This is a genomic window from Pseudobutyrivibrio sp. JW11, from assembly GCF_900115355.1.
GTDB classification, from domain to species: Bacteria; Bacillota; Clostridia; order Lachnospirales; family Lachnospiraceae; genus Pseudobutyrivibrio; species Pseudobutyrivibrio ruminis.
Window position 1 is genome coordinate 109,201 of sequence record NZ_FOWB01000007.1, and the last position, 16,644, is coordinate 125,844.

The 16,644-nt window shown below is 42.5% G+C and carries 17 protein-coding genes; 3 read left to right on the forward strand and 14 right to left on the reverse strand.

Annotated elements, in window-relative coordinates:
* Nucleotides 1–21: 21 nt before the first annotated feature.
* From rfbC to BM102_RS08450, 14 genes are all read right to left on the reverse strand, one after another.
* Nucleotides 22–603, reverse strand: a complete 582-nt coding sequence (rfbC, locus tag BM102_RS08385) for a dTDP-4-dehydrorhamnose 3,5-epimerase (RefSeq protein ID WP_044938844.1) — start codon at nt 601–603, stop codon at nt 22–24.
* Between the two features lie 28 nt (nt 604–631).
* A complete protein-coding gene (gene rfbA, locus BM102_RS08390) occupies nt 632–1,510 on the reverse strand; it encodes a glucose-1-phosphate thymidylyltransferase RfbA (RefSeq protein WP_044938848.1) in 879 nt (292 codons plus the stop codon).
* Nucleotides 1,511–2,656, reverse strand: a complete 1,146-nt coding sequence (glf, locus tag BM102_RS08395; RefSeq protein WP_044938851.1) for a UDP-galactopyranose mutase — start codon at nt 2,654–2,656, stop codon at nt 1,511–1,513.
* Between the two features lies 1 nt (nt 2,657).
* The gene (rfbB, locus tag BM102_RS08400) at nt 2,658–3,743 is read right to left on the reverse strand and encodes a dTDP-glucose 4,6-dehydratase (protein WP_044938855.1); all 1,086 of its coding nucleotides are present in this window, start codon (nt 3,741–3,743) and stop codon (nt 2,658–2,660) included.
* Between the two features lie 123 nt (nt 3,744–3,866).
* Nucleotides 3,867–4,727 (reverse strand): dTDP-4-dehydrorhamnose reductase, encoded by an 861-nt coding sequence (gene rfbD, locus BM102_RS08405; RefSeq protein ID WP_090480919.1) that lies wholly within the window; start codon nt 4,725–4,727, stop codon nt 3,867–3,869.
* A 39-nt stretch (nt 4,728–4,766) separates the two neighbouring features.
* Nucleotides 4,767–6,452, reverse strand: coding sequence for a 2-isopropylmalate synthase (gene leuA, locus BM102_RS08410; RefSeq protein ID WP_090480922.1), 1,686 nt, complete (start codon nt 6,450–6,452; stop codon nt 4,767–4,769).
* A 245-nt stretch (nt 6,453–6,697) separates the two neighbouring features.
* A complete protein-coding gene (locus tag BM102_RS08415; protein ID WP_090480925.1) occupies nt 6,698–6,964 on the reverse strand; it encodes an HPr family phosphocarrier protein in 267 nt (88 codons plus the stop codon).
* A gap of 20 nt (nt 6,965–6,984) precedes the next feature.
* The gene (gene glmM, locus BM102_RS08420; protein ID WP_044938866.1) at nt 6,985–8,334 is read right to left on the reverse strand and encodes a phosphoglucosamine mutase; all 1,350 of its coding nucleotides are present in this window, start codon (nt 8,332–8,334) and stop codon (nt 6,985–6,987) included.
* Between the two features lies 1 nt (nt 8,335).
* Nucleotides 8,336–9,604, reverse strand: a complete 1,269-nt coding sequence (locus BM102_RS08425) for a CdaR family protein (RefSeq protein ID WP_090480928.1) — start codon at nt 9,602–9,604, stop codon at nt 8,336–8,338.
* Nucleotides 9,601–10,470 carry a diadenylate cyclase CdaA gene (gene cdaA, locus BM102_RS08430; protein WP_090480931.1) on the reverse strand — a complete coding sequence of 290 codons (870 nt, stop codon included), beginning with the start codon at nt 10,468–10,470 and terminating at the stop codon, nt 9,601–9,603. Before cdaA ends, BM102_RS08425 begins: the two co-directional genes overlap by 4 nt.
* A 30-nt stretch (nt 10,471–10,500) precedes the next feature.
* Nucleotides 10,501–11,412, reverse strand: a complete 912-nt coding sequence (locus BM102_RS08435; RefSeq protein WP_090395170.1) for a hypothetical protein — start codon at nt 11,410–11,412, stop codon at nt 10,501–10,503.
* Nucleotides 11,413–11,426: 14 nt separating this feature from the next.
* Nucleotides 11,427–11,864, reverse strand: a complete 438-nt coding sequence (locus tag BM102_RS08440; RefSeq protein WP_044938874.1) for a hypothetical protein — start codon at nt 11,862–11,864, stop codon at nt 11,427–11,429.
* Between the two features lie 108 nt (nt 11,865–11,972).
* Nucleotides 11,973–12,383, reverse strand: coding sequence for a FeoC-like transcriptional regulator (locus BM102_RS08445; protein WP_044938876.1), 411 nt, complete (start codon nt 12,381–12,383; stop codon nt 11,973–11,975).
* 17 nt (nt 12,384–12,400) lie between these two features.
* Nucleotides 12,401–13,138, reverse strand: a complete 738-nt coding sequence (locus BM102_RS08450) for a ComF family protein (RefSeq protein WP_090480935.1) — start codon at nt 13,136–13,138, stop codon at nt 12,401–12,403.
* A gap of 69 nt (nt 13,139–13,207) precedes the next feature.
* Between BM102_RS08450 and BM102_RS08455 the strand changes: the two genes are divergently transcribed.
* From BM102_RS08455 to BM102_RS08465, 3 genes are read left to right on the forward strand one after another with little or no spacing between them, the layout of a single operon-like run.
* Complete coding sequence (locus BM102_RS08455; protein WP_090480938.1) at nt 13,208–14,605, forward strand: ABC transporter substrate-binding protein; 1,398 nt, start codon at nt 13,208–13,210, stop codon at nt 14,603–14,605.
* Nucleotides 14,606–14,609: 4 nt separating this feature from the next.
* The gene (locus BM102_RS08460; RefSeq protein WP_177194938.1) at nt 14,610–15,755 is read left to right on the forward strand and encodes a glycosyltransferase; all 1,146 of its coding nucleotides are present in this window, start codon (nt 14,610–14,612) and stop codon (nt 15,753–15,755) included.
* 53 nt (nt 15,756–15,808) lie between these two features.
* Nucleotides 15,809–16,336, forward strand: coding sequence for a serine O-acetyltransferase (locus tag BM102_RS08465; protein WP_090480942.1), 528 nt, complete (start codon nt 15,809–15,811; stop codon nt 16,334–16,336).
* Nucleotides 16,337–16,644: the final 308 nt, after the last annotated feature.

Sequence of the window (16,644 nt, forward strand, 5' to 3'; positions counted from 1 at the left end):
ATAATTCTCCCAAATTAAATCTTAAGCGTTGATATTTCTCTCTGCGCAGTAATCCTTGAAAGATGCGTTTACCTTATCTTTGTCTGAAAGGATTAAATCTGCCTCAGTCATACCCTCTGGGATTGGCCACTGAACAGCGATATCTGGATCGTTGAACATAAGACCGCCCTCATCGTTTGGATGATAGAAATCAGTAACCTTGTAGCAGAACTCTGCATAGTCGCTGACTACTAAGAATCCGTGAGCGAATCCCTTTGGAATCATGAACTGCTTTTTGTTCTCCTCTGAAAGAAGAATTCCGTAGTGCTTTCCAAATGTAGCTGATCCCTGGCGGAGGTCAACTGCTACATCATAAACTTCACCTTTGATTACACGAACAAGCTTGTCCTGTGGGAAGTTCTTCTGGAAGTGAAGGCCACGAAGTACACCCTTCTTGCTTGCAGACTGATTGTCCTGTACAAAGACGTAATCAAGTCCTTCTGCCTTCATATCATTTTCGTTGTATGTCTCCATGAAGTAACCACGCTCATCTCCAAAAACCTTTGGTGTGATAACGCAGAGACCCTCAATACCATTTACGTTCTTTTCAACTGTAATTGCCATTTTCTTTATCTATACTCTTTCTAATTTTTTATAAACCGTTTGATACGTCTACTAAGTATTTACCGTATTCTGTCTTCATGAGTGGCTCAGCAAGCTTGAGGAGCTGCTCCTTGTTGATGAAGCCACGCTTGAATGCGATTTCCTCGATGCATGATACATACATACCCTGGCGCTTCTGGAATGTGCTGACGAACTCAGCAGCTGCAAGAAGCATGTCGTGGTTTCCTGTATCAAGCCATGCAAATCCACGTCCGAGTGTCTCAACGTGAAGATTTCCACGGTTTAAGTATTCGTTGTTAACAGCTGTGATTTCAAGCTCACCACGTGCTGATGGCTTGATAGTCTTTGCGATTTCTACAACTGAGTTGTCGTAGAAGTAAAGACCTGGAACTGCGTAGTTGCTCTTTGGCTGAGCTGGCTTTTCCTCGATAGAAATAGCTACGCCGTTCTCGTCGAACTCAACAACGCCGTACTCTCTTGGGTCACGAACATAGTAACCGAAGATTGTTGCGCCTGGCTCTGTCTCTGTACGGTGTGCTGCTGTCTGAAGCACCTTTGAGAATGACTGGCCATAGAAAATGTTATCACCAAGTACAAGTGCTACAGCGTCTTTTCCGATGAAATCTGCGCCGATGATAAATGCCTCAGCAAGTCCGTTTGGCTGCTCCTGAACAGCATACTGAATATCCATGCCAAGCTGGCTACCATCACCGAGAAGCTCCTTGAATACAGGAAGATCTCTTGGTGTAGAGATGATAAGAACCTCGCGGATGCCTGCAAGCATAAGTGTAGACAATGGATAGTAAATCATTGGCTTATCATAAATTGGCATAATCTGCTTAGAGATAGCTTTAGTTAATGGGTATAATCTTGTGCCGGAACCTCCAGCCAATATAATTCCTTTCACTTAAAATTCCTCCTTTACGCAATCCAATGCAGCCATGACCACCTTGTCCATGTCGTAGTATTTGTACTGACCAAGACGTCCTCCGAAGATAACTCCTGACTCGCTTGATGCAAGCTTTGCGTAATCTTCGTAAACTGCATTATTTTTATCGTTGTTTACTGGGTAGTAAGGCTCAACGCCTGGCTGCCACTCGCTTGAGTATTCCTTTGAAATGATTGTGGTTGGCTGTGTGCCGAACTCAAAGTGCTTGTGCTCGATGATACGAGTGTAAGGCACATCGGCTGCAGTGTAGTTTACAACTGCGTTGCCCTGGTAGTTGTCACAATCGATTTTTTCTGTCTCAAATCGAACTGAGCGATATTCCAAATCGCCATAGCAGCTATTGTAATACTCATCAATCTGGCCTGTGAAAACAAGCTTATTCCAAGAAACCTGGCTACCGTCGTTGAGAGTTCCCTCTGTAGACTTTGGTGCGTTTTCTACGCCGCCAACCATATCGAAGAAATCCTGCTCAAGTACAACATCTGCGCCCTGAAGCATCTTTTCAACGATCTGAGTGTAACCGCCCATTGGGATTCCCTGGAATCTATCGTTAAAGTAGTTGTTGTCGTATGTAAATCTAAGTGGCAATCTCTTGATGATGAAAGCTGGAAGCTCGTCGCATGGACGTCCCCATTGCTTCTGTGTGTAGCCCTTAATGAGCTTTTCGTATACATCTGTTCCTACAAGAGAAAGTGCCTGTTCTTCCAAATTCTTTGGCTCTGTGATGTTAAGCTCCTTAATTTGATCTGCAATCTTGGCCTTAGCCTCTGCAGGAGTCTTGATGCCCCACATCTTTGAGAATGTGTTCATGTTGAATGGAAGATTGTAAAGCTCGTCGCCATAAACGGCAACTGGGGAATTGATGTAGTTGTTGAACTCAGCGAACTGGTTCATGTATTCCCAAATCTTTTTGTCGCTAGTGTGGAAGATGTGTGCGCCATAAACGTGCACATTGATTCCATCTTCTTCTTTTGTATATATATTTCCGGCTATGTGGTTGCGCTTGTCGATTACTAGAACCGACTTACCTCTTTTCATAGCTTCGTAGGCGAAGGTTGCACCAAACAACCCTGCGCCTACTACTAAATAATCATATTTTTTCATATTATTTTCCTGAATACATATCTGTATAGTATTTCTGGTAATCGCCAGATGTTACGTTCTTCATCCACTCCTCGTGCTCGAAGAACCACTTGATTGTCTTCTTGATGCCTTCCTCGAAGCATGTCTCTGGATACCAGCCTACTGCAGCCTTGATCTTGTCTGGAGCGATAGCGTAACGACGATCATGTCCCTTACGGTCTGTAACATACTTGATAAGGTTCTCAGAAACGAGCTCCTTACGTGGGTCTCCCTCTGGAAGCATCTCCTGAAGTGTATCAAGGATGATGTGGATGATCTGGATGTTCTGCTTCTCGTTGTGTCCACCAATGTTGTATGTCTGGAAGAGCTCACCCTGCTCCTGAACCATATCGATTCCCTTAGCGTGATCCTCTACGTATAACCAGTCACGTACGTTCTTTCCATCACCGTATACTGGAAGGTCCTTGCCCTGAAGCGCATTGTTGATGATAAGTGGAATGAGCTTCTCTGGGAACTGGTAAGGGCCATAGTTGTTAGAGCAGTTTGTAATGTTTGCAGGAAACTTGTATGTATCCATGTAAGCCTTTACAAGCATGTCTGATGAAGCCTTTGAAGCTGAGTATGGTGAATGTGGATCGTATGGGCTTGTCTCATAGAAGAAAGCGTTGTCATCATCTGGAAGTGATCCATAAACTTCGTCTGTTGAAACGTGAAGGAACTTCTTGCCTTCCTTGAATGTGCCATCTTCAAGCTCCCAAGCTTCCTTTGCACAGTTAAGCATTACAGCTGTACCAAGTACGTTTGTCTGTACGAAAACTTCTGGGTTCTTGATTGAACGGTCAACGTGTGACTCTGCTGCGAAGTGAACAACTCTATCGATGTCGTTCTCAGCAAAAATCTTGCGGATAGCTTCCTTATCGCAGATATCAGCCTTTACGAATGTATAGTTATCGCGGTTTTCAACGTCCTTGAGGTTCTCAAGGTTACCTGCGTATGTAAGCTTATCTACGTTGATGATACGGATTTCATTATCATATTTCTTAAACATGTAATGAATGTAATTTGAGCCGATGAAACCAGCTCCACCTGTCACTAAATATGTTCTCATTTTAATCTCCTTTTTGGCGGGCAAATCCCCTAGATATTCTATGATATTTGCCCGATTTAAATCACATTAATAATAATATATTTACTAAACGCGTGAAAAAGGTTTCATGCGTCCATTAACGGTTTATGCGAGGTACTCGCGGAGGGCGTCCTTCCAGTCGGCCATCTTGTAGCCGCTTGTAAGACGAAGCATGTAGTTGTCGAGGATGCTGTAGTGAGGTCTGTCGGCACTAGCTGGATTCATCTTTTTGTATTCCTCGCTAGTAACGTGGTTGACCTTTACATTGATGCCCTTAAGCTTGAAAATTTCCTCTGTGAAATCTGCCCAGTTTGTATCACCTTCGCATGTGGCGTGGAAAATACCATAGTTTTCTGTAGGCTCAAGGTGATGAATCATGCGGGCAAGCTCTACTGCAGATGTTGGCGAACCAAGCTGGTCGCAAACAACTGAAAGCTCGTCATGTGTCTCAGCAAGAGAAAGCATAGTCTTAACGAAGTTCTTGCCATCGCCGTAAAGCCAAGCTGTACGTACGATAAACCACTTGTCTGCAAACTGCTGAACGAACTTTTCACCCTCGTATTTTGTCTTGCCGTAAGCACTGATTGGTGCTGGCTGATCAAACTCTGTGATAGGCTTTGTTGCATTGCCAGGGAAGACATAGTCTGTGCTGACATGCACAAGCTTTGCTCCAACCTTTGAAGCAGCGATAGCCAAGTTTCTAGGGCCAAGTGCATTAAGCTTGTAAGCAAAATCCCAGTCCTTTTCACAGCCGTCTACGTTTGTAGCTGCTGCGCAGTTGATGATGACATCTGGCTTCTTATCTTCTACGAAGCTAAGAACTTCTTCCAAATCCATAATGTTGAGTGGAGAAATCTTTTCTCCTTCTACTACGTCTGTGAGTATGAATTCTACTTCATTTCCATACTCTTTCTGAATGGCACGACCAAGCTGGCCGTTGCATCCTGTTACTAAAATCTTTCTCATTTTATTTCCTCTTTAACTTTATGCAAATAATTTGCTATTTTAAATGTCTTTAGCTTTCGCTATAAGACGATTATAAGCACTAAACATACTGCGAATTGAGGCACGAGTAATATTTGAGCTTACGCCAACGCCAAATGTGGTGTTGCCATGACGCTCGTCGCGCATCTCGATGTATGCTGCAGCCTTTGCTCCAGAACCCTGTGCTTGAGCAAGTGTATGCTCGGTGTAGTCAATAAGTGAGAAGTCAAGCTCTGGTACGCACTGCTTAATTGCAAGCTTAACAGCATCGATAGGACCGTTTCCTTCAGCCTCTGAGTGGAATTTCTCTCCGTGGTAGCTGAAGTCAAGAATAGCAACTGTATCGTCGGTATCCTTGTCGTCCTTGATAACAACATATTCCAGTGTGAGTGGCTCCTTGTTTTCCAAGTACTGAGACTTGAATGCCTCCATAATGCGCTGAGGTGTAACCTCGCCGCCCTGCTTTTCTGAAATATACTGAACAACATCAGCAAATTCACGCTGCATCTTCTTTGGAAGCTTGTAGCCGTAAACTGTATCCATAACGAAAGCAACGCCGCCCTTTCCAGACTGGCTGTTGATACGAACCACTGGCTCGTACTTTCTTCCGATATCGGCTGGGTCGATTGGAAGATATGGCACCTCCCAATACATATTCTGGCGACTGCGCATTGCAGAAACGCCCTTGTTGATTGCATCCTGATGTGAACCAGAGAAAGCTGTAAATACAAGCTCGCCTGCATAAGGATGTCTTGCATCGGTAGGCATCTTTGTGACTCTCTCACATACCTCCACGATTTCTTTTATATCATCAAGCTCAAGCTCAGGATTTACACCCTGAGAGAACATGTTGTAAGCAATTGTAAGAATATCTACATTACCTGTACGCTCACCATTTCCAAGAAGTGTACCTTCCACGCGGTCTGCACCGGCAAGAAGGCCAAGCTCTGTGATAGCAACGCCTGTACCTCTATCGTTGTGAGGATGAATTGAAAGGATGATGTTATCTCTGTCTTTGAAGTGAGTGCTCATCCATTCAATCTGATCAGCATAAACGTTTGGTGTGTTCATCTCTACTGTGGCTGGCAGGTTGAAGATGATAGGTGCATCTGTTGCATGATCCCATGTATCCTGAACAGCTGTACAAATATCAAGGGCGAACTCAACCTCTGTGCCTGTGAATGATTCTGGCGAATATTCCAGCTGAAGGTTGCCGCTGTAACGGTCAAGTCTGTCCTTTACCATCTGTGTGCCTGCTTTGGCAATTTTGATAATCTCGTCTTTGTCTGCATTGAAAACCACATCTCTTTGAAGAGTTGATGTGGAATTGTAAATGTGGAAAATAACATTTGGTATTCCCTGTATAGCCTCGAATGTGCGGTCAATCAGTTCCTCACGGCACTGAGAAAGTACCTGCACCTTAACGTCTGAAGGGATTTTATTTTCCTTAACGAGTTGTCTTAAAAAGTCAAATTCTATTTGGCTTGCTGCAGGGAAGCCAATCTCGATTTCTTTAAAACCAAGTTTTAGTAGGAGGTCGAATAGTTCCATTTTTTCGTCGACGTTCATTGGTTCGACGAGGGCTTGGTTGCCGTCACGTAGGTCTACTGAGCACCAAATTGGAGCTTTGGTGATCTGCTTGTTAGGCCATGTACGCTGTGGAAACTCTAACACTGGGTTTGCTTTGTAACGCTTGTAGTTCAACATTATTCTTCCTCCTAGTCTTGTATCTCGCATGCCCTAAGGACTATCTCTCGCTCGTTACGCTCTCAAGCCTGAGATATTGCTTTCGTCGACTAACACGTCTCCTGCAGCAACACTCAGAGCTTTATAGCTACAAGCTATTTGTACTCTTAGTGCATGCTACTTTTTGTCTATGAATGAATCTGTTGAACAAAACCATTTGATTGGATTGTTCTTCAGATCATTAACTTGATTAACTCAAATAATAACTATTCTCCGAGTCCTCCCTCGATAGAATTGACGATATCCTCCAAGGCTGCGGTTTCGTCCTCGCCATCGCAGATGATAGTGATTTCTTCGCCGGCTTTGACGCATGCTCCCAGCACCCCTAGTACTGATTTTGCATTCGCCTCGTAATGATTATCAGTTGTGAATGTAACCTTAGAAGTATATTTCATGGCAGTCTCGCATAAGACCCCTGCCGGTCTTAGGTGCAAGCCTGTTGCATTAACAATCTTTACTTTTCTTGAAACCATCTCAATATTCCTAGTTTAGTTTACAACATTGTGTTAGTAATCAATTCAGCCAATGCGTGTGCATCTGCATCGATTTCTTCCTGATTCTTGCCTTCAATCATAACACGAACGAGTGGCTCTGTGCCTGATGGGCGGATGAGTACACGTCCTTCGCCAGCGAACTTAGCCTCAAGCTCGCCGATTGCCTTTGCAATTTCAGGATACTCCATGTAGCTTTCCTTCTTGTGGTTTGGAACCTTGGCATTGACAAGTGCCTGAGGTAATACTTCCATAATAGAAGCAAGCTCAGAAAGTGACTTGCCTGTCTCCACAAGAACTCTGAGTAAGTGAAGGGCTGAAAGGAGTCCATCACCTGTGGTGTTGTCATCTAAGAAGATAACGTGTCCACTCTGCTCGCCGCCGATATTATAACCGTTTGCAAGCATATTTTCCAAAACATATCTATCGCCAACCTTTGTTGACTCAACATTGATGCCCTGTTCCTTTGCCATCAAAGTGAATCCAAGGTTTGTCATTACTGTAACTACACATGTGTTTTTCTTAAGTGTACCCTTATCCTTCATGTGCTTTGCGCAGATAGCCATTACCTGGTCGCCATCAACAAGACGTCCCTTTTCATCTACAGCAAGCATTCTGTCGGCATCGCCATCAAATGCAAGACCGATGTTAGCATTCTCTGCAACAACACGAGCCTTAAGCTCATCCATGTGTGTACTTCCGCAGTTTGAGTTGATGTTTGTGCCGTCTGGATTGTTGTGGATTGTGATAAGCTCTGCGCCCATCTCTGAAAGGCAAGCAACGCTAGTTCTGTAAGAAGCGCCCTCTGCACAGTCGATAACAATCTTTAATCCTGACAAGTCCATAGGTACTGTCTGCTTTAAGAAATCAACATACTCACGGCCGAGGTCGAATCTGAAATCTACCTTTCCGATTTCTGCGCCAGTTGGAAGGCTGATGCCCTTCATGTCGCTCTCGATGAGCTCCTGAATTTCATCCTCAAGTGCATCTGAAAGCTTGAAGCCTTCACCGTTGAAGAACTTGATTCCGTTGAATTCCATTGGGTTGTGGCTGGCAGAAATAACAACTCCAGCGTCTACCTTGTGCTTACGTGTCAAGTAAGCGATTGCTGGTGTAGGAAGAACTCCTACGTAAACTGCATTAGCACCAACTGAGCAGATACCACTCATAAGTGCTGAAGCAAGCATTGTTCCTGAGATTCGTGTATCGCATCCTACGATGATTGTAGGCTGATGTGATGCTTCTTTTGTAAGTACATAAGCGCCCGCCTGGCCCAAAGCCTTTGCAAGCTCAATAGTAAGTTCTGAGCCAGCAACTCCTCTGACTCCGTCTGTTCCAAATAATCTTCCCATATTACTCCTCTGAATCTTCTGTTGCCGCTGATGTATCTTCAATAACGGTAACTGTCACCGATGTATTTTGAATGGTGACCCCTTCAATATTTTCAAACTGAACCACAACTGTCTGTGATTCTCCAACTGTAAGGTTGGTGCAGTCAATTGTGCCTTTGATGCTGCTTGCATTCAAAGCTGAAAGTGCATCGGATGTGCCGAATACATTGACTGTCACTGAAGAAGCATCCAGTGAAACTGCAAGCCCTTCAGGAATGTTTGTAAGTGAAATGTTGTCTGCGCTGACTTCTGCAGTGGAAGCTGTTTCGCCAGACATCAAAACATATATTGTAACCTTTGATGACGAGCCATCTGCCAAAGTAATGCCTTCAGGCAGGTAAGATGAAATATCCACCGTAGTGGTAAATGAACCAGTCAAATCTGAAAGGTTGATAACTGTATCAGGTATTGTGATTGAAGTGACATCATTAAGGGCTGTCGCCTCTCCCTTTATACCAACTGATGAAGGATCAGTTTTAATGGAATCAAGAGTCAGGCTGCTATCCAGCGTGCCGCTTGTCTTGACTACTAAATCCACAGTTTTGATATTAGAGAAGGTAACACTAACACTAACTGTAGACACCGAAAGCGTAAGTTCCTTTGAATCTACTTCTTCGCCTTCTGAATCGTAGAACTTCGGAATAACACTCTCTGTGAAGTTGCTTGTAACACCAGTGATGTTTGCTGAAGCAACTACTTTATCAATTGTAGAAACCACGTCCTCAGGACCAGTAACTGTGATGACAGTAGGGCTGCTTGTGACAGAGTCTACTGTCAGGCCAGTTTCAATTGTACCTGTAGTCTGTGCCTCGATAACGAATCGTTCTGTTTGCTCATCCTCAAGAACTACGTACAGGTAGTTTTGCTTGCTTGAGATAGTGATGTAGTTTGCATATGATTTTGCCGCAATTGTGACAGGGATACGCTCCTCATTTTCAAGACTGTTCATATCTGCTGTAGCAGAGAAGTCTGAAGGAGAAAGCTTTTCAATGATGGAACGCTTTGCAGTAACTCGGAAGCTGACTGTGTTAACTCCATCCTTTATTTCATAAAGCTTTCCTGCACTCTTTAAGACATCCTCGTTGGTGACCGTAACGACAGCCGTGAATGTCCTGGTCTGAGTTGGATCATCGATATTTACAACAACCAACCAAAGCAGGAAGGAAAATACAACTGCTAAAATCTTAAGTCCTACGTCCTTTGTAAGGGCATTAATAATCTTTTGCTTCATGCCATACCTCCTTCCGAAGTATGGGCTGTGCCGTCCTCTTCTACGTCAGGATTCTGAATGCGCTTAAGCTCTGCAATAAGCTCATCTTCCTTGACGTCGCGAACGATGCGTCCCTCTCTTGCGTATGATACTGTTCCAGTTTCTTCTGAAACAATGATTGTAAGGGAATCGGAAACCTCACTGATACCAACAGCTGCTCTATGGCGAGTTCCCAAATCCTTTGACAAAGCCATGTTATCTGAAAGAGGAAGATAACATGTTGCAGAAACAACTCTGTCTCCTCTGACGATAACAGCACCATCGTGAAGTGGTGTGTTTTTCTCGAATATATTGATAAGAAGCTGTCTGGTTACAAGAGCGTCCAGACTGATTCCTGTTCTTTCGAATTCTGTAAGCTGCATATCGTTTTCAACAACGATAAGTGCACCGGTTTTAACTGCGCCCATTTCGTAGCATGCAGATACCATACCGGTGATGGTTGAGTCGTCGAATTTCTTAGCGCCTGGCTTAAGCAGGTTCCAAGTGAAAAGTGATGTGATTTTGCGTCGACCAATTTGCTCCAATGCTCGACGAAGCTCTGGCTGGAAAACTACAATCAGCACTGTAACAGCGACTGATACAAATCGTTCTCCCAACCAAAGGATAGTGTTCATCTGAAAGATTGCTGCAAGCACAAAAAACAGCATGATAAAAATGACGCCTCTAATAAGCATCCAAACCCTGCTGTTTTTCACCCATACCAATAAGTGATATACGAAGTATGCAATTATGAAAATTTCAATTACATCTGTAATGGAAACATCTGGAATATTTACATTGAAATAATCATCGATGAAGGCATCTACAGCATTGACAAAATCAACCAATGATCCACTTCCTTACTACCCTGTCGGGGATTATATTTTCTTTACTTCTTTTTCTTCTTCTACAATTCTGATCTTTGGTACTGCAGTTACATAATAGTAATAATCATCATCCTCAAACTGAACCTTTTCAATTCGTGAGTAGTCCAAATCAAGAATGAAGTAATTCAAAATGAAACCTACAACTAAGACGATAATATTGCCAAGGATGAGCCCTGGAATCTCGCCCTTTTGGCTAGTAAGCAAAAAGCCGGCAATCATGATAATGAACTCTACGGCTACGCCTGCAAAGTTTGCAACTATCCATGACATATTGATGCTAGCCTGACGAAGTAAATAAACAACTAAAAACATTGCAACCATGGCAGCCAAGAAGAAGTAGAACATCTTGCTCTTAAGAAGCTGCTCATTTAATAAAGAAAAGACTGAAACATCGCTAGTCTCATCAAGGATTGCAGCTGCATTGTTTTTGATTACGTGTAAGTAGTATGCGGTAACTGTTCCGCAGATAACTGAGCAAAGCTCATTAATATTTGACATAAGGCCAGTGCCAAGTGCCATAACATATGGTGAATGGAATGAATAGCACACTGGAACCATGACCATATTGTAAGTATTTTTGCTTCTAAAATATGCACAAACGAGATAGCCAATGACCACCAATGCTAGTGCAACAAGAGCAACCTGAGCACCAAGCTCCGCTAAATCAATCAATAAAACTAACAATAAAATTAGGGAAACACCCTGAATAGGGAAAAATGCGCTTATTATGGTAATGATAATAGAAACCCAAAGCTGGCTAACTGTATCATTGTAGCCAAAGTTGGATTTGATGCACATAAGACCTACGAAGGCAATAAGTGCGCTCCATATTTTCAAAAAAATCATTTCTCTGGAGAGAATGAATCTTCTAATGTCATCTCGTAATCTGATAAATGCGTTCATTTTATATTGATCCTTTAGTATATTTCTTCTTTGTTTCTAGCAAGTAATGGTTTGGTCTGTTGAGCTTCATCCTCGTACATGAGGTTGAGCTTTGAGTATTTAGCTGCCAATTCTTTGATGAGACGTTTGCCCATTCTGTACTGCTTTGCAGCCCTGCGACGGGTATTGTGAACATGTACGATGATGTACAAAGCGTATACCAACAACCCGATTAAAATCATAAGTAAAATATACATTGTGGTGATATTCTCAAGGACATTGCCTGTAATATACAAAACAATTCCTACGTAAATAACCGCAAAAAATACTGTGCCGGCGAGGAAGCCTCCCCAGCCATGTAGAGCTATGTATTCTTTTTTGGAGTAGCGAAGCATAGGCTGATATTCAGGGCCTAATTCCTTTTCGAAAATGGCCATGGATGTCATGTGCTTTACGCGCTCTTCATTTATCATAACAATCCTCTCATCTTTTTACCTAGTAATACAGAATGAGTATAGCATAAAATTGGCTGAAAAAGAAATACCCACTAGCTTTTGCTAGCAGGTATTTGAATTAATGCACTATTTTTCAAGGAAACGCATCTTATTTTTATTATCTGGTTTTTTCTTTGGCTCCTCAATTGGCTTTGGTTTTTCAATAGATTGAGCCAGAGAATTTGCCATAGTATTTTTACAATTTTCGCAGAATCTACCGGTTTTGATACTAGCGCCACAGTTTTCGCACTCGATACCGATTGGTGAATCGTCAGTAAACTGTAATCTTTCCTCACGAATCCACTGACGAAGCTGATTTGTGCTAACTTCATTGTCTTCTGAAATCTGCTGAATGCTAGCACGTGGATTATCCTGGATATAACTCTTTACCTCCTGGAACTTCTTCTCCAAATCGTCGCGACATGCAGGGCACATGTTAGGATTGCCTCCTATATAATTGAACAATCTGCCACAAGTTCTACAATTACGTACCTCCATAGATGATTCCTCCTACTTTAGTCGCTGCACTCGCCAATGCAGACGCACATACCAAATACCTCTTTTACTCCCCCGCTCTTCAACACCCTGGCCACTTCGTCCATCGTTGTGCCAGTTGTGTAAATATCATCAACTATAAGTACTTTTCTAAATTGTACAACATTTTCCGTTATTATAAAAGCTTTTAACAGATTTTTCTTTCTTTTTGTACTATTTAGTTCTTTCATTGCAGCAGTATCTCTTTCTCGTCTGACAATTTTGTCAGCAATGGGTATGCCTGTTGCCTTACTTAGCGCCTTTGCAAACACCTCTGCCTGGTTGTATCCGCGCTTCTTTTCTTTAGGTCCGTACATCGGCACCGGCACAATTGCATCTACATTAATGGCCTTTAGCCAGCCGCCATAGTTTCTCAATGCGTGAATTGCAAAAACTTTGCCGTAACATCTCCTATTAGAATACTTGAAGCGGTACATGGCTTCCTTCATGCCACCTGTGTATCTGAACACTGCTTTTGCCTGATCAAAATGATGCTTGTTTTCCTTGCAATTATTACAGAATTCTTCTGACGGATTATTGATAGGGCCGCCGCATTTTATGCAATAGGTACCTCCCACCAGTTTCACTTTTGGTGCGCATTCCTTGCAGATTCCCATATCTTTTTCTATTTTTAATAAAACTTTATCGCAAGCCACACATCGTTTTGGATATAATAACTCTAGGCAAAAGTCTATAATACCTTTGTCGAATTGTTTCATAAGACTCCTATTTGACTAATTTGGGATTTCTAATTATTATTTAGTAACTGAATCTTTGAAAGGAACAATATGAAAAAAAGATTTTTAAGCATAGCATTAGCTGCTACTCTCGGTCTTTCAACAGTTGCCTGTGGAAGCAACAACGAATCCGAGTCTGAAAAAGAAGTTAATGAAGAATCCACTGAGGATTCATATCAATATAATATATCAGCACTCTTATCCGAAGACAATACCTACAATGAAAATCTACTAAAGGGCTTTTCTGATGCCCTTTCAGATTATCTAGGTGATGAGCACTTTGTAATCACTACATCTTCTGTATCAGAAGATGCAGACAGTGAAACCATTGCAAAAGATGCAGTAAAAAATGGCTCTGATATGATTTTCACTGCTGGAAAGCAGACACTTTCATCAGCAACATCTGCTACAGATACCATTCCAATCATCGCCACTGGAATTATCGATTTCAAGGGCACACTTAGAATCGCCAGCCTTGATGGTAAATCCTGGGACAAGACTACAGGCAAAAATGTTACTGGTATCAGCAGCAAGCCAAGCATCGTTGACCAGGTATCTCTTATGATAGAAGCAACTGACGATTTACAGACTGTCGGCATTTTCTTCTCACCAGAGGACACCGATGCCATCTATCAGAACGAGATTTTCGAAGCATATCTGGATCAGGCGGGAATCCCTTGGAAGGAATATTTGATTCCAGCATCTGATACAGCAACAGATTATGCAGCGGAGGAAGAAGCGCAAAATTCCACAGCTTTGACTCCTAGTAAATTCGTTGCATTCTCTGCAAAAGAGGGAATGGACAATAACGTAGTTGCTCTTAATGAGGACTCTGTTTTAGGTTTGAATTCACCATCATCTACACGAGTTGCTCTTCAATCAGATTTCTGGACTGGTGGCAAGGTAGTTCGTACATCAAGCAAGGTTGATGATGAAACTTCGGAGGACGAGGAAGAATCAGAAGAATCTGGTGATTCAGATGATACTAAATCTTCAAGCAGTTCATCATCTGAGGAGTCAGAGGAAGAAATCACTCTAGAGTCTCGCATCCAAGAAGCATGCGATGAGTGTTCAGCAATCTACATCCCATTTGGTAGCATGCTTACCGACCAGATGGATGTTATTGGAGAAATCGCTATCGAATCAAAAGTTACTGTTGTTGCCGGAGACACAACAATCGGCGAAAACGCACTTGTAACACTTTTCTCTGACCCATATTCACTTGGATATGCAGCTGGCAAAAAGGCAGTGCGCGTATTCAACGGCGACGATATTACAACAATCAAAATCGGCTACGGAAGCGCAGATGATTCAGTTAAGCTTTACAACGGAAAAATTGCTGAGGAATTTGGAATGGAATTCCCTAAGTCATTCAGCGAAATTGACGAATTTTTAAGCACATATGTGTACGGCAGCAATACCGCCCGCTATTCTATTGCAGGAGAATAAATTCATGATTTTACATGTAATCAAATCCAAAATATATTCAGGGGCAGAAAACGTTGTCTGTCAAATTATTAAAGGTCTTTCTGATCATGAGGAGTTCATTTATATGGCTCCTCATGGTCCTATAGAGGACAAGCTCAAATCTATCGGTCTTTACGACAATTACTACGGCATCGATAAGCTTGATGTCGCTTCAATAAAGGCAGCTGTTGAAAAGTTTCATCCAACAGTGGTTCACGCCCACGATTTCACAGCTAGCGTTCTTTGCGCTTTTGCGCTTAAGGGCAGCGTGCCTATCATTTCCCATCTACACAACAATCCACCATGGATTCAAAAATTTCATTACAAGACCATTTCTTATTTGATGGCCTGCAAGTATATCGACCATATTTTGATGGTTTCTGATGCTGTCAGGGATGAGTATCGCTACACCAGCAAGATTAAATGCCCTATCACCATCGTGGGAAATCCTTTTTCTGTGGATGGAGTTAAGACTCAGGTGAAGCAGGAGCTTTTTGAGGTTGATGGTGCTGGGGTTTCTGTTGGGGTTGGTTCTGGGGCTGATGGTGCTGGTGCTGATGTTTCAGATGGCGCTAGAGTTTCAGGTGTTTCCGAGTTTCAGAGCTACGACAGTGATTTACTTTTTGTGGGACGTCTTACTGAGCAAAAGAATCCTATGCTTGTGCTTGAGGTTGCTAAAGAGGTAGCTGAGGCCGGACTATTGAAGCGAGTTCGAATTGTAGGTGATGGTGAGTTGATGCCAGAGCTTCAGCAATTTGTTACTAATGCAGGACTTTCTGATGTGGTTGTTTTGGAAGGATTTAAGAAAAATTCTTATGATTATATGGCATGCACAGAAGTTTTAATGATGCCTTCAAAATGGGAAGGTTTCGGGCTTGTTGCTTTAGAAGCTATGTCTCTTGGAGTTCCTGTTGTCAGCACAAATAGCGGCGGACTAGTGAAAATCATGGATGATAGCTGTGGCTTCGTCTGTGAAGACAAGGATGAATTTGTGGCTGCTATCACATCTCTTTTAACTGATGCGGATTTATATGCCAGCAAATCTTCTGGTGCAACCAAGCGTGCCATGGAATATAATAATATCGATGAGTATTGCGGAAAGTTGCTAGACATTTACAGATCATTTCAATAGAAGGTATGATGGCAGTCACAATGCTGTTTAACAATCATTATTGGAGATAATTTATGACAAAAAAAGAATACAAGGAATTACTCAGAAGTGATTTTTTAAGATATTCGAATGATGATACTTTTATCGGCCGTTTCAAAGCCTATAAAATGAAGCCTGGCTATGCTTGGAGCTACTGGTACAGAAAGCTCTGCTACCAGAATTCACATAGCTGGATGAAGCCTCTGGCCTTCATCACCAGGCTTCGCTTTCATAGTGTTGCTGTTAAATATGGTATCGATATTCCAAGCCACATCAAGCCAATTGGGGCTGGGTTCATGATTGATCATTTTTCATGCATCGTCATACATGTGGACGCTGTCATCGGAAGCGGCGTCACAATCCGCCAGGGCTGCGTTGTTGGTACAAACGGCCGCGGTGTGCCAGTGATTGAGGATGGTGTAGACATCGGCGCCGGCGCAGCAATCATCGGGCCTATCACTGTAGGTAAGGGTGCCCGCATCGGCGCCAACGCGGTAGTTATTCACGATGTTCCTGCCGGAGCCACAGTTGTAGGTAATCCAGGGCATGTAGTGAGCAAATAGTGGCGCCTCGGACGATTGTTATTCATCGTGGTTCGATAGGATGACTATATATTTCTGTGATGAGTGGGAATATATAGTCATTTTTGTTGTAATCTGACTGTTTCTGACTATATATTTTTATTAGTTTTAGTATATATAGTCATCTTGACTCTTTTGGACTATATATTTTTAAATTCTTTAGATTTATATAGTCATGAAGGCTGATTTTGACTATATATCCTCAGCTTTTCTTGTTTTATATAGTCATAAGCTGCTGTGTGGGACTATATATTTATCTATTGTGTGGGAAATATAGTCATTTTTGTTGT